The 20,546-nt window shown below is 71.9% G+C and carries 21 protein-coding genes and 3 pseudogenes; 8 read left to right on the top strand and 16 right to left on the bottom strand.

Going from position 1 to position 20,546, the window contains the following annotated elements; translation table 11 throughout:
• Nucleotides 1–38: 38 nt before the first annotated feature.
• A pseudogene (locus ACXJMZ_RS03840) lies at nt 39–1,022 on the top strand (methyltransferase); the annotation flags it as partial.
• 29 nt (nt 1,023–1,051) lie between these two features.
• On the opposite strand, the gene ACXJMZ_RS03835 reads toward ACXJMZ_RS03840, so the two are convergent.
• From ACXJMZ_RS03835 to ACXJMZ_RS03785, 11 genes are all read right to left on the bottom strand, one after another.
• Nucleotides 1,052–1,441, bottom strand: coding sequence for a hypothetical protein (locus tag ACXJMZ_RS03835; protein ID WP_457028543.1), 390 nt, complete (start codon nt 1,439–1,441; stop codon nt 1,052–1,054).
• A 229-nt stretch (nt 1,442–1,670) separates the two neighbouring features.
• On the bottom strand, nt 1,671–3,047 hold the full coding sequence (locus ACXJMZ_RS03830; protein WP_457028542.1) for an acetyl-CoA carboxylase biotin carboxylase subunit: 1,377 nt from the start codon (nt 3,045–3,047) through the stop codon (nt 1,671–1,673).
• Between the two features lies 1 nt (nt 3,048).
• The gene (locus ACXJMZ_RS03825; RefSeq protein WP_457028541.1) at nt 3,049–3,597 is read right to left on the bottom strand and encodes an acetyl-CoA carboxylase biotin carboxyl carrier protein; all 549 of its coding nucleotides are present in this window, start codon (nt 3,595–3,597) and stop codon (nt 3,049–3,051) included.
• Nucleotides 3,594–5,285 (bottom strand): acetyl-CoA carboxylase carboxyl transferase subunit alpha, encoded by a 1,692-nt coding sequence (accA, locus tag ACXJMZ_RS03820; RefSeq protein ID WP_457028540.1) that lies wholly within the window; start codon nt 5,283–5,285, stop codon nt 3,594–3,596. Before accA ends, ACXJMZ_RS03825 begins: the two co-directional genes overlap by 4 nt.
• A 26-nt stretch (nt 5,286–5,311) precedes the next feature.
• A complete protein-coding gene (locus tag ACXJMZ_RS03815; RefSeq protein ID WP_457028655.1) occupies nt 5,312–5,644 on the bottom strand; it encodes a TcmI family type II polyketide cyclase in 333 nt (110 codons plus the stop codon).
• Between the two features lie 5 nt (nt 5,645–5,649).
• Nucleotides 5,650–6,105 (bottom strand): SRPBCC family protein, encoded by a 456-nt coding sequence (locus ACXJMZ_RS03810; RefSeq protein ID WP_457028539.1) that lies wholly within the window; start codon nt 6,103–6,105, stop codon nt 5,650–5,652.
• A 1-nt stretch (nt 6,106) separates the two neighbouring features.
• Nucleotides 6,107–6,361, bottom strand: a complete 255-nt coding sequence (locus ACXJMZ_RS03805; protein WP_457028538.1) for an acyl carrier protein — start codon at nt 6,359–6,361, stop codon at nt 6,107–6,109.
• A gap of 34 nt (nt 6,362–6,395) precedes the next feature.
• Nucleotides 6,396–7,634 (bottom strand): ketosynthase chain-length factor, encoded by a 1,239-nt coding sequence (locus ACXJMZ_RS03800; protein WP_457028537.1) that lies wholly within the window; start codon nt 7,632–7,634, stop codon nt 6,396–6,398.
• Complete coding sequence (locus ACXJMZ_RS03795) at nt 7,631–8,896, bottom strand: beta-ketoacyl-[acyl-carrier-protein] synthase family protein (RefSeq protein ID WP_457028536.1); 1,266 nt, start codon at nt 8,894–8,896, stop codon at nt 7,631–7,633. The genes ACXJMZ_RS03800 and ACXJMZ_RS03795 overlap by 4 nt, the downstream gene beginning before the upstream one ends.
• The gene (locus ACXJMZ_RS03790; protein ID WP_057232811.1) at nt 8,893–9,318 is read right to left on the bottom strand and encodes a cupin domain-containing protein; all 426 of its coding nucleotides are present in this window, start codon (nt 9,316–9,318) and stop codon (nt 8,893–8,895) included. The genes ACXJMZ_RS03795 and ACXJMZ_RS03790 overlap by 4 nt, the downstream gene beginning before the upstream one ends.
• A 54-nt stretch (nt 9,319–9,372) precedes the next feature.
• Nucleotides 9,373–10,464: a SchA/CurD-like domain-containing protein gene (locus tag ACXJMZ_RS03785; protein WP_457028535.1), complete on the bottom strand. Its 1,092-nt coding sequence runs from the start codon at nt 10,462–10,464 to the stop codon at nt 9,373–9,375.
• A gap of 258 nt (nt 10,465–10,722) precedes the next feature.
• On the opposite strand from ACXJMZ_RS03785, the gene ACXJMZ_RS03780 reads away from it, so the two are divergent.
• A complete protein-coding gene (locus ACXJMZ_RS03780; RefSeq protein ID WP_457028534.1) occupies nt 10,723–12,354 on the top strand; it encodes an FAD-dependent oxidoreductase in 1,632 nt (543 codons plus the stop codon).
• Here ACXJMZ_RS03780 and ACXJMZ_RS03775 read toward each other — a convergent pair.
• Nucleotides 12,336–13,716, bottom strand: a pseudogene (locus ACXJMZ_RS03775) (MFS transporter); the annotation flags it as partial. The gene ACXJMZ_RS03780 and the pseudogene ACXJMZ_RS03775 overlap by 19 nt on opposite strands.
• Before the next feature lie 1,057 nt (nt 13,717–14,773).
• On the opposite strand from ACXJMZ_RS03775, the pseudogene ACXJMZ_RS03770 reads away from it, so the two are divergent.
• Nucleotides 14,774–14,881: pseudogene (locus ACXJMZ_RS03770) on the top strand (NIPSNAP family protein); the annotation flags it as partial.
• 21 nt (nt 14,882–14,902) lie between these two features.
• On the opposite strand, the gene ACXJMZ_RS03765 reads toward ACXJMZ_RS03770, so the two are convergent.
• Both ACXJMZ_RS03765 and ACXJMZ_RS03760 read right to left on the bottom strand, forming a co-directional pair.
• A complete protein-coding gene (locus ACXJMZ_RS03765) occupies nt 14,903–15,928 on the bottom strand; it encodes a GNAT family N-acetyltransferase (protein WP_457028533.1) in 1,026 nt (341 codons plus the stop codon).
• The gene (locus ACXJMZ_RS03760; RefSeq protein WP_457028532.1) at nt 15,925–16,158 is read right to left on the bottom strand and encodes a hypothetical protein; all 234 of its coding nucleotides are present in this window, start codon (nt 16,156–16,158) and stop codon (nt 15,925–15,927) included. Before ACXJMZ_RS03760 ends, ACXJMZ_RS03765 begins: the two co-directional genes overlap by 4 nt.
• Nucleotides 16,159–16,192: 34 nt before the next feature.
• On the opposite strand from ACXJMZ_RS03760, the gene ACXJMZ_RS03755 reads away from it, so the two are divergent.
• From ACXJMZ_RS03755 to ACXJMZ_RS03745, 3 genes are all read left to right on the top strand, one after another.
• The gene (locus ACXJMZ_RS03755; RefSeq protein WP_457028531.1) at nt 16,193–16,858 is read left to right on the top strand and encodes a CGNR zinc finger domain-containing protein; all 666 of its coding nucleotides are present in this window, start codon (nt 16,193–16,195) and stop codon (nt 16,856–16,858) included.
• Between the two features lie 179 nt (nt 16,859–17,037).
• A complete protein-coding gene (locus ACXJMZ_RS03750; RefSeq protein WP_457028530.1) occupies nt 17,038–17,832 on the top strand; it encodes a hypothetical protein in 795 nt (264 codons plus the stop codon).
• 132 nt (nt 17,833–17,964) lie between these two features.
• A complete protein-coding gene (locus ACXJMZ_RS03745) occupies nt 17,965–18,276 on the top strand; it encodes an NIPSNAP family protein (protein WP_457028529.1) in 312 nt (103 codons plus the stop codon).
• A gap of 21 nt (nt 18,277–18,297) precedes the next feature.
• Here ACXJMZ_RS03745 and ACXJMZ_RS03740 read toward each other — a convergent pair whose 3' ends face one another.
• A complete protein-coding gene (locus ACXJMZ_RS03740; protein WP_457028528.1) occupies nt 18,298–18,558 on the bottom strand; it encodes a DUF4190 domain-containing protein in 261 nt (86 codons plus the stop codon).
• Between the two features lie 21 nt (nt 18,559–18,579).
• Nucleotides 18,580–18,735, bottom strand: a complete 156-nt coding sequence (locus tag ACXJMZ_RS03735; protein ID WP_457028527.1) for a hypothetical protein — start codon at nt 18,733–18,735, stop codon at nt 18,580–18,582.
• Between the two features lie 116 nt (nt 18,736–18,851).
• Here ACXJMZ_RS03735 and ACXJMZ_RS03730 point away from each other — a divergent pair, with 116 nt between their 5' ends.
• Together ACXJMZ_RS03730 and ACXJMZ_RS03725 are read left to right on the top strand one after the other, a co-directional pair.
• Nucleotides 18,852–19,481, top strand: a complete 630-nt coding sequence (locus tag ACXJMZ_RS03730) for a TetR family transcriptional regulator (RefSeq protein WP_457028526.1) — start codon at nt 18,852–18,854, stop codon at nt 19,479–19,481.
• Between the two features lie 130 nt (nt 19,482–19,611).
• Entirely contained in the window at nt 19,612–20,544 is a 933-nt protein-coding gene (locus ACXJMZ_RS03725; protein ID WP_457028525.1) for a hypothetical protein, read from the top strand.
• The last annotated feature ends 2 nt before the right edge of the window (nt 20,545–20,546 follow it).

Here is a 20,546-nt window from a genome sequence, read left to right as displayed (position 1 = left end):
TTCCCGGACTCCCGGACTCCCCTCTCAGAGAGGCCCTCATGACCACCGCTCAGCACCACTCCCCCTCCCCGCAGTCCGCGATGCGACTGCGCGAGCTCGTCTTCGGCGCCGCCTGCGCCGCCGCGGTCCGCGCGGCCGCCTCGCTGCGGATCGCCGACGTCCTGGACGACGAACCGATGACGGCCGACGAGCTCGCCGCAGCCGTCCAGGCCGAACCCAAGCCGCTGCGCCGCCTGCTCCGCGCACTGTCCTGCTACGGCGTCTTCACCGAGACGGACGACGACCGCTTCGCCCACACCGACATGTCCCGGCAGCTCCGCGAGGACGCCCCGAACAGCCTGCGGTACATCGCCCTGTGGTGCACCGAGCCGTGGACCTGGGATGCCTGGCCCCGGCTGGACGACGCCGTCCGTACCGGCCGGAACATCTTCCCCGACCTGTACGGCAAGGAGTTCTTCGACTACCTGCACGACGACGCCGACGACTCGGCGCAGGTGTTCAACAAGGCGATGACCCACTCGAGCCGGCAGTCCGCGGCGGATCTGGCCGCCTTCCTGGACCTTGACGGTGTGTCGAGCGTGGTGGACATCGGCGGCGGCCAGGGGCACGTGCTGGCCGGCCTGCTGGAGAAGTACCCCGGGATCCACGGGGCACTCCTCGACCTGCCCCAGGTGGTCGCCCACGCCGACCCGCGGCTCCGCGCGGGCGGTCCGCTGGCCGACCGGGCGCAGCTGGTGCCTGGCGACTGCCGGGTCGAGATCCCCGTCCAAGCCGACCTCTACATCATCAAGAACATCCTGGAGTGGGACGACGAGAGCACTCGCCGCACGCTGCGCAACGTGGTGGCGGCCGCCCGCCCGGGGGCCCGGGTGGTGGTGGTCGAGAACCTCGTCGACGACAGTCCGTCGATGCGGTTCACCACCGGGATGGACCTGATGCTGCTGCTCAACGTCGGCGGGGCGAAGCACTCCAGGGCGAGCCTGCTCACCCTGCTGGGCGAGGCCGGGCTGCAGGTCCGGGAACCAGGGCGAGGCCGGATCGCGTTGTGGGCTCAGACCGCGTCGGAGACGCCCGGACGACGGCGGAGCACATGCGCGCCGACCCCGAGCCCGCCGGCCAGCAGGACCGTACCTGCGGCCAGCCCGCCGCCGGAGAGGGCCGTGCCGCCGCCGCCGGTGTGCACGCCGCCCTTGGGCTGCTTGTGCTCCGTCGCCGCCTCGGCCGTGGTCTCCCCGGCCGTCTGCTCGGTCGTCGTACTGCCCGGCTTGCCGGTCGCCTGCTTCTCTTCCCAGGTCTTCTGCCCTTCGGCGGTGGCGGCCTTCGCCTGCTTCTGCTCCCAGGTCAGCTCGGTGGCGCCGTCCTCGGCGTACGCGGCGGGGGCGGCCAGCAGGACGGTGGCGGCGAGCGCGGCGCCGGTGAGCAGGGTACGTGCGGAACGCATGAGGGTGGTCCTTCCGGTACTCCGTGCGACTGCCGACACCGCGTCGGCAGGAGAGTCACACCAGCACCTCAATCACCGTCTGTCATCGGCCAATTACCCGCCACCGGGGTGCGGCATCAGGGGGAGCGCACACCTGACGATCCGTCACGCGCCGGTGCCGGGCGCCCCTTGGGGTCACCCGGCACCGACAGCTCTCGTCATCGGCAGAGCTCGTCATCAGCAGAGCTGGTCAGGCTCCGATCGTCACCGGCGGGTGGGTCTCCTCCGTCATCGCCTCGACCAGCCCGGTGGTGTGTGTCCCCGCGCGGAACTCCGGACGGGCGAGGACCCGGCGGAGAAAGCCGGTGGTGGTCCGCAGGCCGCTCCCGTCGATCCTGAACTCGCCCAGGGCCCGGTCCATCCGGGCCAGCGCCTGCTCCCGGTCGGGCGCCCAGACGACGGCCTTCGCGAGCAGCGAGTCGTAGTCGGGACCGACGTACCAGCCCGGGTAGGCGTGGGTGTCGACCCGGACGAACTGGCCGCCGGGCGGCACGAATTCGGTCAGCAGACCGGGCGTCGGCACGAAGTCGCGGTCCGGGTCCTCGGCGTTGACCCGGCACTCGACGGCCACTCCCCGCGGCCTGACGTCCTGCTGGCGTATGGTCAGCGGCAGTCCGGCCGCCACGGTGAGCTGTTCGCGGACGATGTCGATCCCGGTGACCATCTCCGTCACCGGATGCTCCACCTGCAAGCGGCAGTTGATCTCCATCAGGTAGAACTCCCCGGACGGCGCCAGGACGAACTCGAAGGTGGCCGCCCCGACATAGCCGACCGCCAACGCGCCCTGCACTGCGGCAGCACACATCGCCTCCCGCAGCTCCGGCGGGAGGTTCGGCCCCGGGGACTCCTCGATCAGCTTCTGGTGCCGGCGCTGGACCGAGCAGTCCCGCTCGCCGAGGTGGATCGCGGACCCGTTCCGGTCGCAGATCACCTGCACCTCGACGTGCCGGGCGTCGTCCACGAAGCGCTCCAGGTAGAGCCGTTCGTCGCCGAAGATCGCCCGGGCATGCGCCCGGGTCTCCCCGTACGCGCGCAGCAGGTCGGCGGGGTCGCGGACCACCGCCATGCCCCGGCCGCCGCCGCCCGCCACGGCCTTGAGGATCACCGGGTACCCGACCCGCTGCGCGGTCTCCTCCGCCTCGGCCGGCCCGCTCAGCGCGCCTTCGCTGCCCGGCAGGACGGGCAGTCCGGCCCGCGCCATCAGCGCGCGGGCCACCGCCTTGTCGCCGAGCTGCTGCATCAGCTCCGGCGGCGGGCCGACGAAGGTGATGCCGTTGGCCTCGCAGATCTCCGCGAAGTCCGGGTCCTCCGAGAGGAAGCCGTAGCCGGGGTGGATCGCCTCCGCACCGGTCTGCAGCGCGGCCTCGATGATCGAGGGGATGTGCAGGTAGCTGTTCCTGGACGGTGCGGGACCGATGTGCACGGCCTGGTCCGCGAACCGGACCACCGCCGAGTCCCGGTCCGCGGTCGAGTGGACGGCCACCGTACGGATGCCGAGTTCACGGCAGGTCCGGGCGACCCGCAGGGCGATCTCGCCCCGGTTGGCGATGAGAACGGTCGAGAACATCTCAGGCGTCCTCACCAGGCGAACCCGACGGCACCGGTTCCAGCGCGATCAGGCGCTGCTGGAACTCGACGGCCGTGGCGTCCGGCGTCAGGATCTCGACCACCCGCCCGGCCGCGTCCGCCTCGACGGTGCTCATCATCTTCATGACCTCCAGGATCCCGACCGGCTGGCCGGGTGTGACCAGGTCGCCGACCGAGACCAGCGGCGGCGCCCCCGGCTCGCGCGCGTGGTAGAAGGTGCCCACCATCGGCGCGCACAGGTAGCCGAGCGCGCCGTCCTCGGCGACGGGCGCCGGGGGGACCGCCTCGGCGGGGGCGGGGGCGGCGGCGGTCGCGGCCACCGGTTGGTCCGGCCACTCCATCTCCACCGTGGTGCCGCCGTGCTGCAGCTTGATCCTGCTGGGCGGCTGCGGCGCGGACCTGGCCAGCTCCCCCACGCTGCGGCAGACCGCGTCCAGGTCCGCCGGGTAGTCCGTGCCGGGCGGGCCGAAGATGATGCTCCGGGTCGGCGTGACCCAGCCGTTCTCCTGCGGGAAGTTCTTGGTAGTCACTGTGTACCTCTTCCAGCCGGGGGCTTCGCCGCGATGCCGAAGTCGTCGAACCGGCTCTTGCGTTCCTTGAGCAGCTTTTCGGGCTCCCACGGGATCAGCTCGCCGAGCGCGGCGGTCAGGGCTGCGCCCAGCATGGTGGCCGCTCCCGCGTGGTCCTGGTGCGCTCCTTCGGCGGGCTCGGGCACGATGCCGTCGACGATGCCGAGCCGGAGCAGTTCCCCGGCGTGCACCCGAAGGGCGGCCGCCGCGGCGGGCGCTGCCGCCCGGTCCTTCCAGAGGATGGCGGCGCAGCCCTCGGGGCTGATCACCGAGTAGACGCCGTTGGCACTGATCAGCACCCGGTCGGCGACCGCCAGGGCGAGTGCGCCGCCGCTGCCGCCCTCGCCGATCAGCACGGCGACGATCGGTACCGGGAGTCTGGCCATCAGCCGCAGGTTCTCGGCGATGGCGATCGCCTGGCCGCCGCGCTCGGCGTCCGGCCCCGGATTGGCGCCGGGGGTGTCGATCAGGGTGACCAGCGGGAGGCCGAGTTTGGCGGCCATCCGCATCAGCCGGGCCGCTTTGCGGTAGCCGGCGGGGGCCGCCATGCCGAATCGGCGGCGCTGTCGTTCGGCCAGGTCGGGGCCGCCCTTGTGATGGCCGATCAGCATCACCGGCAGGCCGGCCAGGCGGCCCGGCCCGCCGACGATGGCGGGGCAGTCCTCGCTGAGCCGGTCGCCGTGCAGCTCCTGGAAGTCGTCCAGCAGGTGCCCGACGTAGTCGAGGGTGGTCGGCCGGTCCGGGTGCCGGGCCAGCCGGACCGCCTCCCAGGAGTCGCGTTCCAGCACCTCGTCCAGCTGACTGTGGATCAGCTCGTCCGGCGAGGCGTCCGCGACGGCGGCCACCCGGTGGCGCGGTGAGCGCAGGCCGAGCAGCCGGCCGAGCGTCGGGCGCAGTGCGGACCGCGGCACCACGTCGTCCACCATGCCGTGTTCGAGCAGGAACTCCGCGGTCTGGAAGCCTTCCGGCAGACTCTCACCGGTGGTCTGTTCGATCACCCGGGGCCCGGCGAAGCCCATCCGGGCGCCCGGCTCGGCGATGATCACGTCGGCCAGCGTGGCGAAGGACGCGGCCACTCCCCCGTAGGTGGGGTCGGTGATCAGCGAGACCACCAGGATGCCCGCCTCGTCGAGTTCGGCCAGCGCCAGCGCGGTCTTGGCCATCTGCATCAGGGAGAGCACCCCCTCCTGCATCCGGGCGCCGCCCGAGGCCGTCACCAGCAGCAGCGGGACCTGCAGCCGAAGGCTGGTCCGCGCGGCCTCGGTGATCAGCGCTCCGACGCCGCAGCCGAGGCTGCCGCCTAGGAAGCGGAAGTCCATCACGGCCACCACCACCGGCTGGTCCTCGATCCGGCCGGTCGCGCAGACCACGGCCTCGCGCAGTCCCGTGCTGGTACGGGCGTCGAGCAGCCGGTCCGGGTAGGGCCGGCTGTCGACGAACTCCAGCGGGTCGTGCAGGGGCTCCACGTGGTCGAGCGGCACCGCCGAGCCCGGGTCGAGCAGCTGCTCCAGCCGCTGATGGGCTGTCAGCCTGGCATGCAGGCCGCACTCCGGGCAGACCCGCAGGGTCCGCAGGAAGCGCTTGCCGTAGACCAGGGCGGTGCAGCCTTCGCACCGTACCCAGTCCGGCTCTTCGTCGGTCTCGGCCATGTGGATCGTTCCTCCTACGGACGGTGTCACGCGGTGCCGGAGCGCTCCCAGCGGTAGAACTCGCGGGCCATGGCGTCCTTGGGTTCGCGCCAGGTCTCCGGGTCGTAGGCCTGGACGTACGCCGTCAGCAGTCGGCTGACGTCGCGGAACTCCGGGTGCCCGGCCAGCTTGGCGACTTCGGGGCCGGGCGGCCGTTCGGCCTCGATCAGGTGCAGGTAGAGGTCGCCGAACTGGAACAGGCTGCGGCCGGTGACACCGATCAGCTGCGGCAGTTCACCCTGGTCCGAGTTCCCGAAGACCTCGGCGATGCCGGCGGCCGAGTCGGGCTTCATCCGGGCGACGATGAGGGCGCGGTGCATCGTGCTCACGCCCTCCCGGTCCGCTTCTCGACCTTGTGCCTGATCAGCTCCATCTGGGTCCGCGAGTTGCGGTTGATGTGGTTGGTCATGGCGTCGTCGTCGACCGGGGCGGTGGGCTTCATCGCGAAGTCCTGGATCCAGCGCATCCGGGTGCCGTCCGGCACCTCCGCGTACTCCCACCGGATGTCCATGAATTCGAACGGGCCCGGCTCCACCCGCCTGGCCCGGACCTTGAGGCCGTGGCGGTCGGTCTCCCGCTCGGAGACCCAGCTCCAGACCGTGCCGTTCTCGTCGGGGTGCATGGTCAGCCGGAAGGTGGTCCGCTCGCCTTCGCGCTCCAGCACCTCGACGCTGGAGTACTCGCTGAACAGCTGCGGCCAGTTCTCCAGGTCGTTGGTGATCTCCCAGACCAGGTCGACGGGCGCGGCGATGACGATCTCGTTGTCGGTGTGGCCGGGCATCTCAGGCTCCTGCCGTGATGGCGGCGTTGACCGCGTCGAGGAACTCGTCCGGGGACTTGGACATCTCGGCTCCGGCGGCGATCTTCCGGCCGTAGCGGTTCTCCAGCTCGCCCACGATGCCGAGCAGACCCAGCGAGTCCACGCCGAACTCCTCGAAGGTGGCGGTGGGGCTCTGCAGCGCCTCGGGGGCGATGGTGATGCCGGCCCGGGTCTTGATCAGCTCGGCCAGTTCACTGTGCGTCAGATGCTGGTTCATCAGGTGGTTCTCCTTCATCGGATCGGACAATGTGTCAGGACTGGGCCCGGCGCAGCACCAGGGCCGCGTTGGAGCCCATCAGGCCCCGGCTCAGCACCAGCGCGGTCCGCAGCTCGGCGGTGCGCGCGAAGCCGGTCACCAGGTCCAGGTCGTGGCAGACGTCGGTGACGTTCGGGGTGGGCGGCACCAGGCCCTGCTCCATGGCGAGCACCGCGGCGGCGGTGTCGAGCAGCGGGGCCCCGCAGTAGGACCGGCCGGTGCCCGCCTTGGGCGCCGTCACCGGGACCCGGGCGGCGTGCCCACCGAGCGCGTCGGCGATCGCCAGCGCCTCGGCCCGGTCCGCCTCGGGCACCCCGAGCGCGTCGGCGAAGACCACGTCGACCTCGTCGGGGGCGCAGCGCGCCTCCGCCAGCGCGCCGCGGATCGCCCGGGCCAGCCCGTGCCGGGACTCCGCCCAGCGGGAGGCCCCGGTGAAGGTGGCCGCGTGTCCGGCCAGTTCGGCCCGGATCCGGGCGCCACGGCGGCGGGCCGAGGTCTCGTCCTCCAGCACGAACATCGCGCCGCCCTCGGCGGGCACGAACCCGCAGGCGTCGGCGCTGAACGGCAGGTAGGCCCGGTCCGGGTCCTCGCTCAGGCTGAGTTCGCCGTACCCGAGCTGACAGACCATCGAGTACGGCGCCAGCGGCGCCTCGGCGCCGCCCACCACCACGGTGTCGGTACCGCGCCGGATGGTACGGACCGCGTGCGCCAGCGCGTCCAGGCCGCCGGCCTCGTCGCTGGCCACCACCGCGCAGGGCCCCTTGAAGCCGCCGCGGATCGAGATCTGGCCGGTGCTGGCCGCGTAGAACCAGGCGATGGACTGGTACGGGCCGACGAAGTGCGGTCCCTGCGACCAGAGTTGCTGAAGCTCGCGCTGGCCGAACTCGCCACCGCCGGAGCCGGCCGCGGTCACCACGCCCACGCCGTAGGGCGCGGCAGCGTCGGCGTCGAAGCGCGCGTCCGCCAGGGCCAGGTCGGCCGCGGCCATCGCGTAGTGCGTGAACCGGTCGGTCTGGACCAGGAACCGCCCTTCGATGGTCTCCTCCGCGTCGAAGCCGCGGACCTCGCCCGCGATCCGCAGCGGCAGGTGCGCGCAGCCCTCGCGGGTGACCGGGCCGAGCACGGAGGTGCCCTCGCGGGTCGCCTTCCAGAAGTCGTCCGCGCCGATCCCGTTGGGCGCCACCACACCTGTACCGGTGATCACCGCGCGGCGGTCGGGCCGGGTGCCGGTCATACCTTGACCCCCTCTCTGCGGAGCACCACCGCGGACTGGAAGCCGCCGAAGCCGCTGCCCACCGAGAGGACGTTGCGCAGCGGGACCGAGCGGGCGGTCCTCGGCACGTAGTCGAGGTCGCACTCCGGGTCCGGGCTGTCGTAGTTGGCGGTCGGCGGCACCACCCCGTGGGCCAACGCCAGGGCGCAGGCCACCAGTTCGATCGCGCCGATCGCGCCGAGCGAATGCCCGACCATCGACTTGATCGAGCTCATCGGGGTCCGGTACGCGTGCGCGCCCAGCGAGCGCTTCACGGCCGCCGTCTCGTGCCGGTCGTTCTGCTTGGTGCCGGAGCCGTGCGCGTTGACGTAGTCGATGTCGGAGCTGTCGACCCTGGCGTGCGCCAGCGCGCGGTCGATCGCCTCGGACATCTCCAGGCCCTCCTGGGTGAGGCCGGTCATGTGGTACGCGTTGCCGAAGGTGGCGAAGCCGCCGATCTCGCAGTACACCCTGGCCCCTCGGCGCCGGGCGTGCTCCAGCTCCTCCAGCACCAGGACGGCGCCGCCCTCGCCGAGCACGAAGCCGTCCCGGTTCGCGTCGAACGGGCGGGAGGCGTGCGCCGGATCGTCGTTGCGCTCCGAGGTCGCGTGGATCGCGTCGAAGCAGGCGACCGTGATCGGCGAGATCGGCGAGTCCGAGGCCCCGGCGATGCAGACGTCCGCCCGGCCGTCCTCAATCGCCTGGAAGGCGTACCCGACCGCGTCGAGGCCCGAGGTGCAGCCCGTCGAGACGGTCTGCACCGGGCCGTGGGCACCGGTCTGTTCGGCCACCGCCGACGCCAGGGTGCTCGGCGAGAACGCCCGGTGCAGCTGCGGCGCGGCCTTGCGGTGGTCGACGTCCCAGCGCGCGCCCGAGCTGCTCACCTCGGCGTAGTCCTGCTCCAGCCGGGTGGTTCCGCCGACCGCCGTGCCCAGGGACACCCCGATCCGCCAGGGGTCCTCGGCGCCCACGTCGAGACCGGCGTCACGGACCGCTTCGGCGGCGGCGACCAGCGCGAACTGGACGTACCGGTCCGAGCGCGCGATCTGCTCGGCGTCCAGGCCGGACGCCACCGGGTCGAAGTCGCACTCGGCGGCGATCCGCGACCGGAAGCCGGCCGGGTCGAACAGGGTGATGCCGCGGGTCGCCGTACGGCCGGCGGTGAGCAGCTCCCAGAAGGCCGGGGCGCCGGTGCCGCCGGGGGCGACGATGCCGATACCGGTCACCGCCACCCGCCGGTTCATGAGGCGACCTCGGCAGGTTCCGGCGGCAGACTCTCCGGGGTGTCCTCGGTGTCGACGTGACCGAGGTCGGGCCGGGGGGCCAGCGGGCCGAGGTGGAACACCATCCGGGCCTCGGTGCTCCCGACGTTGCGGAACCGGTGGCGCATACCGATCGGGATCATCAGGCCCTGGTCGGGGGCCAGGGCGTGCGGCACGCCGTCGAGGTCCACCTCCAGCCGCCCGGCGACCACGTAGACGAACTCCTCGGAGTGCGGGTGGTAGTGCTCACCGATCCGCTCCCCCGGCTGCACGATCGCCAGCCCCATGAACCCGCTGGTGGCGCCCACCGCGGTCGGGGTGAGCATGGCGCGCAGGTCGCCGCCACGTCGGCGGTTGGGTTCGGCCTCGTCGACGTGCACGATGCGTGGAAACTGCGTGGTCATGATTGTTGCCTCCAAATACCTGTGCAGGAAAGGTCCCTGACGGTCGGTCTCCGCTCAGGAGTCCTTGGCGCGACGGTCCGTGACGAGGGTCATCCGGCACTCCTCGAGGAACCGGCCGAGCTCCGGAGCGACCCGCAGGTCGTGGCCGCCGAGGTCGACCAGGCGGCCGAGCACACTCGCCGCACGGGGGCCGACCACACCGAGCGCCAGGCCCGGTACCGACTCCGGCGACGTGGTCAGGTCCACCACCCGGACCACGGTGTCCTCGCGCTGGAAGACGGTGCTCGCCACCAGCGGGCTCGCCTGTTCCTCGACGGCGAGCCGGTCCTGACGGGCCAGCAGTGCGGCGACCGCCGCCCCGCAGCCGGTCCGGACGGGATAGCTCAGAGCGTGCCGGGTGACCCCGGCGGACGGCATCCCGGGCGCCGCCACATGGTGGACCGCCGGCAGCGCGGCGCGGATGAAGAACGAGCGCGCGGACTCCGCGTCGCTGAGGTCGCGGGCCTCCTCGAGGTAGGGGTTGATGGCCTCCTCGACCGCCCTGACTTCGGGCTGCTGCGCCACATGGCGCAGCGCGGCGGCCAGGTCGCCGGCCACCTCGACGGCCCGCACCACCCGGTTGCCGCGCAGGAAGAGCGAGGTCCTGAGCAGTCGGGTGCGCTCGTCCACCTGGGCGGCGGGCGAGGTGTAGCCCGCCAGGATCTCGGCCACCTTGGGCTCGCTGCCGGGCTTCACCGTGAAGGTGAGGGCATGCCGGACGGTGCCGTCCGTGACCGGGGCCGGTCCGTCGAAGGTCTCCGACCCCGCGGTCTCCCGCATGATGCTGAACCGCAGCGAACGGGTGTCCCGTACGCACCCGTGCAGGGGGCGGACCATCTCGCGGTGCGCCTCGCTGTCCACCCACGACAGGAAGGGCCGCGCGCTCTCCCACTCGCTGGTGATCAGCCACTGTGCCGGGTCCTCGATCGACTGGCACAGCTGGTCGCTGACATGGCCGGGCACCGAGGCCACCTGGTGGCGCAGCTGCTCGTACGCGTCCAGGAAGCGCTGTTGCGCGCCGTCCTGGATGTCGCACAGCAGCACCACCCGGAGCCGGGGGGTGCTCAACGCGGCACGGCGCGATACGGGTTCGGTCAGAGTCGTCATGGCTCTCCTTGAGGGCGACACAGTCCTGGGACCTCGGGGGGGCCGGTCACGGACTGTCACGCCGCCGCTGCGGCCCGAGGTCGATCGTGGTTCCCCCGCACCCGTGGCGCGAGGGCTGGAAGCCATCTGAGCGAAACGTGCGGACATGCCATCGCTGACCGAGCGTCAAACCGCGCCGCACCGGACGCTGTAACTGGACCCCTGGATCACGGTGCCGGCGCCGACGTACCTGGCGCCCCGTACAGACTGGAGTGATGGATGAGCTCGAAGGCCGAGGACCGCGTACCGGTCCTCATCGTGGGCGGTTCCCTGGTGGGGCTGTCCGCCTCGCTGTTCCTGGGCCGGCTGGGTGTCGGGCACCTGCTGGTCGAGAAGCACGCGGGCACCTCGCACCACCCGCGTGGACGCGGCAACAACGTCCGGACGATGGAGCTGTTCCGAGTGGCGGGGGTCGAACAGCCGATCCGTGAGGCCGCCTCGGTGCTGGCTGAGAACCACGGCATCCTGCAGGCCGACACGCTCGCCGGGCTGGACCAGGAGTGGCTGTTCAAGGAGATCGACCCCGGCGGTGCGCTGGCCCGGTTCAGCCCGTCCGGCTGGTGCCTGTGCAGCCAGAACGACCTGGAGCCGGTGCTGCTGCGCCGGGCCCGCGAACTCACCGGGGAGCTGCGGTTCGGCACCGAGCTGGTCGGCTTCGAGCAGGACGCCGACGGGGTGACGGCCGTGCTGCTCGACCGGGAGAGCGGTGAGCAGCGCACCGTCCGCGCCGACTACCTGATCGCCGCCGACGGCCCGCGCAGCCCGGTCCGGGAACGGCTCGGCATCGGCCAGGCCGGGCCCGGCGACCTGTTCCACAACGTCAGCATCACCTTCCGGTCCAAGCGGGTCGCCGACGTGGTCGGCGMCCGGCACTTCATCGCCTGCTACCTGACCACCCCTCAGGGGCCTGGCGCCCTGCTGCCGGTGGACAACCAGGAGCAGTGGGTCTTCCACGCCCCCTGGCATCCCGACCGGGGCGAGACGCTGGAGGACTTCACCGACGAGCGCTGCGTCGCCCACATCAGGGCGGCCGTCGGTGTGCCGGACCTGGAGGTCGAGATCACCGGCAAGGCCCCGTGGCACGCGGCCGAACGGGTCGCCGAGCGCTACGGCGCCGGACGGGTCTTCCTTGCCGGCGACTCCGCGCACGAGATGTCGCCCACCGGCGCGTTCGGCTCCAACACCGGTATCCAGGACGCCCACAACCTGGCCTGGAAGCTGGCCGCCGTGCTGGGCGGCTGGGCCGGGCCCGGGTTGCTGGACACCTACGGCGAGGAGCGGCAGCCGGTGGCGCGCGCGACCAGCGCGCGCGCCTCCGCGCGCTCGGCCGAGCACAAGCACCCGGGGTACGAGGCGACGCCGGGTACCGGACGACAGAGCAACGTGCTGGCCGTGGCGCTCGGCTACCGCTACCCCGTCGGTGCGGTGGTCGGCACCGACCCGGCCGGTCCTGCCGTGCCGGAGCGGTTCGAGGCGGCGGGCGAGCCCGGCAGCCGGGCACCGCACGTCTGGGTGCGCCGGGCGGGCGTCCGGCTGTCCACCCTGGACCTCTTCGAGAGCTCGCCGACCCTGCTCACCGGGCCGGACGGCGGACCCTGGCTCGCGGCGGCACAGCGGACCGCCGAGCGGCTCGGCGTCCCGCTGGAGGCGTACCGGATCGGCACCGACCCCGAGCACGAACTGGCACCGGAGCCCGGCTCCGACTGGGCGGCGGCCTACGGTACGTCCGCCGAGGGCGCGGTGCTGGTGCGGCCGGACGGCTTCGTCGCCTGGCGTGCCGAGGGTTCGGTCCCCGACCCGGACGCGGTGCTCGGTGACGTCCTCAACTCGGTGCTCCGGCTGGGTTCCTGACCCTGCGGTGGCGCTCGGCTTCGTCGGTCAGTCCTTGCTGCGCCCGCCCAGTAGGTGGGTGATCAGGGCCAGGACGACGAAGCCGAGCGCCACCGCCAGGCCACGCTGGAAGGCACCGGACCAGTCCTCGTGCCGGGCCGCGACCTCGGCGAAGAAGACCGAACCGACCGCCGCGATGCCGACCGCGGAGCCGATCCGCTGCGCGGTCTGCAGTACCCCTGCCGCGCTCCCGGCCCGGACGACCGGCACCTCGCCCAGCGTCAGCGTCTGGTTCGGCGAGACCACCAGGCCGCTGCCGATGCCCGCCACCAGCAGCGGTACGGCGGTGGCCCAGCCGACGTGGTGGCCGGACCACAGGTGGACGGCGAGCGCGGCACCCGCCAGGCCGACCGCCACCAGGACCAGCCCCACCGTCACCAACCTCCGCCCGAAGCGCTGCACCAACCGCCCGCCAACCAGGGCGGAACCGGCCGAGCCCAGGGCGAACGGCGTGATCGACAGCCCCGCCAGCAGCGCGCTGTACCCCTGCCCACCCTGCAGGTAGAGGCTGAAGATGAAGAAGATCGCGGTGAACCCGGCGAAGTACAGCAGCGCGAGCAGCACACCCAGCGCGTACGGGCGAGATTCGAACAGACTCATCCGGACCAGCGGCTCACCGCTGCGGCCGTAGCGGCGTTCCCAGGCCGCGAAGGCGGCCAGCAGGACCAGGGCGGCCGGGAGCAGCAGCCACTTTGCCGCGGCATGCCACTGCTGCTGCATGAACGGGAGCAGCAGGCAGAGCGTGCCACCACCCAGCAGCAGGACGCCGACCGGGTCGAACCGGGGCCGACCCGGCGGCCGCGCACTCGGCCCCGGCAGCAGCCGGTACGCCATCACCAGCGCCACGGCACCGACCGGCAGGTTCACGTAGAACACCCAGCGCCAACCGTTCTCCTCGCCGAACACCTCGATCAGCAGACCGCCCAGCAGCGGCCCCACGGCGGTGGAGAACCCGATCGTGGAACCCAGTCGGCCGAACGCCCGCCCTCGCTCGGCTCCCTGGAACAGCTGCTGGATGAAGCCGGACACCTGGGGCACCAGCAGCCCCCCGGCCAGGCCCTGCGCCAGCCGGGCGACCACCAGCCAGGTCTCGTTCCGGGCGGCGCCGGCCGCCGCGCTCGCCATCGTGAACAGCGCGAGGCCGGTCATGAAGACGACGCGCCTGCTGTACGCGTCACCGAGCCGCCCACCCGGCACGAGCACCAGCCCGAACGCCAGCGCGTAGCCGGAGAGCGCCCACTGCATCCCGCTCTCCGACATGTGCAGGTCGGAGCGGATGGAGGGCAGGGCGACGTTGACGATGCTGATGTCGAGCAGCGTCATGAACCCCGCGACCAGACAGACCGTCAGTGCCTGCCAGCGGTTCTCCCGCCCCGGCCCGTCGTCCGCCGGTCGCGACTCGTCCCGGGACCCGGGCACGGGAGGGCTTGGTGTGCTCACGCTGGAGCCTTCCGGGTGAGTCCCCGATTGGAGAGCGGGCACCCAGTATCGTGACCGCCCGCGTGGCAACCCGCCCGACCGGGCGCGGCACGGCCTGCGTACCGCCCGGACGGCGGAGCGTTCCGGACGGTGGGCTCCCACCACGTGCTACGGGGTTCACCTCCCGGCAGGAACTCGACGACCTGATGGCGTCGGTGGCCGGCCTCGGGTACTCCGTCGAACCTCTCGAGGTGTCCGGAGCTCTCGCCGATGTGGCCGGTGTCCTTGGAGCCATGCGCCCGGATCTGGTGTTCAACCTGGCGGAAGGATGGAGCGGCCCGTGGCGGCAGTCGGTCCTTCCGGAACTTTACGAAGAGTTGGGCCTGCCCTACACGGGTTCGGGACCCGCTGCGCTGGCGCTGGCCCTGGACAAGCACCGCACCAAACTGACCCTGCACCAGGCCGGCCTGCCGACCCCGCCCTCGGTGTTCCTCACGCCGTTCCTCCCGCCGGACGCAGCGATGACAGCGCTGAGCGGTCTGCCGTTCCCCGTCATCGTCAAACCGAACTTCGAGTCCTGCTCGAAGGGCATCACCGACAACTCCCTTGCGCACACGGCGAAGGAGGCCACCATGCCCGCCACCGCCGCCGCGGGCGGCGTCTTCGACTACGACCTCAGGGGCTGGCCGTCGACGCACTGGGCCTGCGGGACATGGCCAGAGCCGACTTCCGCCTCTCTCCGGACGGCGGCCTGCACCTGCTGGAGGTCAACGGACTCCCCGGGCTCCCCCTCAACGGCGCCACCCACCAGCCTCCGTCCTGGCGGGCCTCGACCCCCGCCACGGCATGGCCGCCGCCATCATCGCCTCAGCCCTCACCCGCTACGACGGTTGACCGAGCGTCAGCCTGCCACGCCCCGCCCGGGCGGTTCGTCCGCCCGGGACGGTGGCGGGATACCGCCAGCTTCTCCGCCCCCGAGTGTGTCGCAGCCTTCGAACTGGCCCGCACCACCGGGTGCATCAGGCGGTACGAACGCCGGTTCCTCAAGCCCCTCGACACCGGCGAGTGACCACGCTGACGAGCTGCCGCGCTACAGCTGAACCTCGGTGCGGTAGACCCTCAGGCCCCGGCGCCGGTAGTTGCGCAGTGCGTTCGGATGGTCGCGCGAGCGTGTGCGCAGCCAGACCCGGTGCACCGCGTCTGCCTCCACGGCCTCGCTCGCCCATGCCTGTCGGACCGTCAGCGTCAGCGCGGGACCGCCGAGGCCCCGGCCGATGTACTCGGGCAACAACCCGAACGTGACGATCTCCACGTCCCCACCGGGCTGGGGCTCCACGGCAGCGACCCCTGCGGTCGTGCTCCCGAGCGAGATCAGCCAGAATTGGCGCAGCGGATGAGCCAGCGTCAGCTCCCGCCATCCTTGGGCGGAGCGGGTCGCACTCCCCCACCCGTAGTCGCTCCCGATCCGGGCCAGCGCAGCGTGCAGCAGCGGGGAGGTACCGTCCACGCGGTGGAGCGACAGAGCGGGCACGGCTCTGCCGGGCCGCAGGTCGCCGGGGTCGTTCATTTCCAGATACGTGAGGGTCGTTTCCGTGTCGCGAGCGCGTGGCGGGCGAGCGAACACCACGACGTCCGCCGGCCCGGTCAGGCGCTGCCAGCCGTGCGCCTCGTAGAGCCTGATCGCGTCCAGCGCTTTCGGTGAGGTCAGCAGCCAGGAGTCATCCGAGTCGGCGCACAGCAGGTGCAGGATGCGGCCCGCCAGACCCTGCCTGCGAGCGTGCGGGCCGACCGCGAGTTCGTCCACCTCGAGTGCCCCGGCCAGCCGCGTCACCACCTGGTCGCCGAGGGCGGCCCGCACCCGGTCGTAGGCGCGGCCCGTCGGGAAGGGGCGTGGCGTCGGCCAAGCCGTACCGAAACCTGCGGGTACGCCGTCCGAACTGGCCAGCACCGCCACGAACCCCGGACGGCGGAGGTCCGTGGTCAGGCGGCGGGCGAAGGCGGTGATGCCGGATCCGTCCTCGTTCCAGGGCGGTTCGCTGAACGCAGCGCCGTAGATCTCGATCAGTTCGGCGGCGCGGGCGTGGGTCTCGTCCGCGGTGAGTCGCTCCAGCTTCATGCGGGCACCTGGACCTTGCCGATGCCGAGGGTGCTCGCCGGGGGCAGCATCCCCGACTCGAACACCGCGCCCAGCAAGGGGCGGTTGAGGTGGGTCAGCCTGCCGGCGCCCGCCTCCCCGAGCGCTCGCCACGGCTTCGCCGCCTCCTCCTGGGCTTCGGGAGCGAGGTAGAGCACGGCGTTCACCGGCTCTGTCTGATGCCACATCTGACGGGCCAACAGCTCGAACATCGCGAAATCCTCACTGTCTAGGTAGGATATGACAGTGACGATAGAAGCATGGCGCATCACTGGTCAACCCGATCTAGACAGTCACATCGGCTGGCGGGTCGAGTTGGCGGCCCTCCTGGTGAACTGCCTCACCGCAACCTCGGCCCACGGCCGCCCGGTCACGCCACCCTCCGGCGGCGACGACCGACTCGCCGCGCTCACCGACCAGTTGGCCGCAGCCGGGCGCGCGCCCTCCCTGCTCACCGCCGACGAGGCCGACCGGATGGCCGCGGCCGGTCGGCCGCCCCTGTCGTTGACCGATGCCGACGCCGACCGACTGGCCGGGGTCGCCGCCGAACTGCGTCCGTCCTTCGGCGCCGGCGACCGCATCCTCGACGCTGCCGCACGGCTCAACCAGCTCCTGGTACGGCACCACGCCGTACCCAACCTGCACGGCGATCCGCACCGACCCCTCGTCCTCTCCTTCCACCGGGCCGACGCAGACCTCGTCGACGCGTGGGCCGCGGACATGGGAACCGCCCTGGCCATGGTCATCGGAGTGGGCCAGACGGCCAGGCTCGGCGCCTGCCAGGCCGAGGAATGCTCGCTGGTCTTCTTCGACACCACGCGCAACGCCTCCCGCCGCTTCTGCGATCTCGCGTGCCAGAACCGGACCAAGGCCAGCGCATACCGCGCCAGACGACGGGCGCAGAGCTCCTGACGGGGTCTCACGGCCGGGGATGGTCACATGTCGCAAGGTGTGCGATTCCCGCCGTTTCCGGCGAGGCGTGCGACGACACCGGCGTGGTCCGGAGGACCTGCCGCGCGTACTGCGCCGGCTAGAGTCGCCCGGCTGTCCGTCAGAGACCGTTGCTCCCACCAATATCCAGGACCTCCCCCGTGTCGAACGAACCCGGCGAGCCTCACGCCGCCACGCTCCTCGCCCAGCAGCCGGCCGCGGACCCGTTCGCCCCTCCGGCCCCCGGGGACATCCTGACTGACGCCGCATCAGTCGCCCTGCCGCCGAACGACAGTCCGGATGCGCGCAGTTGGAGCGGTCTTGCCGTCACCTCGTTCGTCCTGAGCCTGGTCGGCTTCGTCCTCCCGCTCTGGGCACTGTCGGCCGGGTTCGCCGTCGCGGCGCTGCTCCGCAGGAGGCGCCGGCCCCAGCGCGGGTTCGGCCTGGCGATCACGAGCCTGGTGCTCGCTGCGGGCCAGTTCCTGGTGACCGTCCTGCTGGCACTGTTGGCTTGGCTGGTCTTCACTGATCTGACGACCGGTCCGGAACGCGGACCCGACGGCCGGCCCGCCGCAGACGGCCCGGCCAGCGAGTGGTATCTCAGGGCAGGGGACTGCCTGCGGGACTACGTCGACGCACAGCAGAAGCTGCCTTCCAGGGTCACGGTCGTCTCCTGCGACGAGCCCCACCGGGCGGAGGTCTACACCGAGGTCAGCATCCCGGGAGGCATCGGCTTCCCCGGCGAGGACGCTGTCTCCGAAGCCTCACAGAGACTGTGCGCCGCCCGGAAGAACGACGGGACCCTCAAGCTCTCCGCGCTTCCGGACGAAGCCGTCGATATCTCCCTCTACCCGCAGGCCCCCGGCTGGTGGCTGGCCCACGACCGCGAGACGCTGTGCTTCTTCTCCTCGTCCAAGGAGTGGACGGGCCCGCTCCGACAGGGCACCACGGGCTGACCCGAGTGGCTCGTCCGGGTCTGGGACGGTGGCGGGAAATCGATGGCTTCGGGCGTTCTCGTCACTGGTGCGAAGGACTCCCGTGGCAGGAGGATTTCAGACCACCCCGACCTACGGAGAGGCAGTACTCGCATGATCACCGTGCACCTGAAGTACGAGATCGACCCCGACAAGCTGGCGGACTTCGAGGAGTACGGGCGCCGCTGGGTCAAACTGGTCGACCGCTTCGGAGGCGACCACCACGGCTACTTCCTCCCGAGCGAGGGGGACAGCGACATCGCCTACGCCCTCTTCTCCTTCGGCAGCCTCGCCGAGTACGAGCAGTACCGCAACGCCAGCTTCACCGACCCCGAGTGTCTGGCGGCCTTCGAACTGGCACGGACCACCGGGTGCATCAGGCGGTACGAGCGCCGGTTCCTGAAGCCTCTCGACACCGGCAACTGACCACACGTCACCCTCCGCCGTTCAGCCGCCGAGCTGCCAGAGCGTGCCGTGCCCGGCGTTGAGGGTGGCGGCCAGCACGATCAGGTCGGCGGCGCCGAGGGTCAGGCCGAGCAGTGCGCGGCCCCGGCGTCGGGTGCCGCGGGCGAGGGCGAGACCGCCCAGGACGAGGGCGCAGGGGCCGAGCACCAGGTTGAAGAAGAGCAGGCCCAGCAGGCCCAGGACGAACGAGGCGACGGCCATGCCGTCCACGTCGCTGCGGGCAGAGGTGGTGGTGGCGTTCATGGTGGTGACTCCTCTCGGGGTTCAGTGGCGCCGAGTACGGGCGAGCTGCTCGCGGACGGCGAAGACGGCCAGCCAGGCCGCGATGGCGCAGCAGGCGGCCGTGAACACCGGACCGGAGGCGTGTACGGCCGCGCCGCCCAGTACCGCGAGGGCGACGAGCACGGCGAGAAGTGACATCTGCGGACCCCTTTGGTCGTTTCGGCAGGATTCGGCGAACAGTTGAGTTGACGACTGTTCGCTGAGTTCTCACTCTACGCTGGCCAAAGTCAGCAAACAGTTGTTTACTGAATGACGTGAGTCACACCTTGGGGCCCCGGCAGGCCCAGAAGCAACAGACCCGGCGCGCCCTCCTCGATGCCGCGCTGCACCTGCTGGAGGGTCAGAACCTCAGCAGCCTCGGCGTTCGCGAGGTCACCCGCGAGGCCGGGATGTCCCCGGCGGGCTTCTACCGGCACTTCCGCGACATGGCCGACCTGGGTGTGACGCTGGTCGAGGAGTCCCTGGCCAGCCTGCACGGCATGGTGCTCGCGGTGCTGGCCGGGCCCGACGACGCCGAGGAGCTGATCGACCGCGCGGTGGACGTCGTAGCCACGCACGTCCGCGAGCACCGCGCCCACATCCGCTTCCTCGCGCGCGAACGGCACGGCGGCGTACGGCCGGTGCGCGAGGCGATCGGCGCGGAGCTGGCCCGGTTCGCCGACGAGGTCGCCGCCGCACTGGCGGACCAGCCGGCCTCGGCGGGCTGGAGCGCGGAGGACCTGCTGATGCTCGCCGAGCTCTACGTCGAGCACCTGGTGTCGACCGCGACGGCCTTCCTGGACGTCCCCGAGGACCACCCCGAACTCGACCTGCGAATCAGCCGGGTGGCGCGCCGTCAGCTGCGCCTGATCAGTGTCGGCCGCCGCCACTGGCGCGACTCCTGACCCGCCGCGCCCGCATCGGTCGGCCCCGGATTTCGGGTCGCCAGGTAGTCGACAGGTATTCGGGTGAACTCGTCGATGGGAGAGACCGGGTCGACTGGCTGGGCACGACCGTCCGGTTACGCTGCCGACGATGGACGAGCGTGAGAGTGCCGGGCAGGGGGCGAGCGGCTCTACGGGGAGACTGCTCCGCACGGTCCGGGCCGATCCCCGCCACATGCCGGAGCGGATGGCCGTGTTCGCCGTGGAGTTCCTCGGCACTCGGGCGGCCGAGTCCGTCGCGCAGCTTCGGGCTCGGCGGGCGGCGGACCCCGAGGCGGATACCGGTGAACCCGCCGTCGGGGTGATCCGACGTGGGGTTCACCGGGCCGTCGTGGAGGGGGCCTTCCTCGGGGGTCCGTTCATGGTGCTGCTGCCGATCGCGTTCTGTGCCGCGCTCCTGGCCCAGTTGAGGATGGTGCTCGAGCTCGCCGCCCTGGCCGGCCGTGACCCGCGCGACCAGGACATGGCGGCCGACCTGCTGGTGATCCAGGGCGTGTATCCGGATGTCGCCCAAGCGGAGGTGGCGCTGCGGGAGGCGGAGCGGGCACCCACGGACGACGGGACCCGGGCCGGCTGGTGGAGCACCGTCCGACGACAGGCCTACCTGCTCGGCCTGCTCGTACCCGAGGAGCAGCCGCGCGGCGGACTGCGCAAGGCAGCCGGTTGGGCGGGCCTGACTGTCCTGCTCCTCGTGGGCCTGGTGGTGCCGTTCGTGTGGGTGCCCGCATGCGGTGAGATGTACCGGCGTTCGACCAACCAGCTCGCCGAGCGCGCCATCGCGTACTTCGCGCTTGATCGCGACACCGAGACAGAGCCTTCGGCGAAGACGAGGTTCGCCGTGCGCCCCGGCGCCGTACTGGTGGCCCTGCGAACACTGGGCGCCTGCATCCTGACCGTGGGGACGGTGCTGGTGGTGTTCCTCGCCGACCTGCGCATCGCCGACAACTCGTGGGGCACGGGGGTGCTTCTGCTGCTCGCTGCCGCGGCAGTCGTCTCGGTGGTCTGGTACCGCCGCCGCCGGTGACG

It is taken from the genome of Kitasatospora sp. P5_F3 (assembly GCF_054049135.1).
Note: the sequence above shows the minus strand (reverse complement) of the source record. Positions and strands in the feature narration are given on the sequence as shown.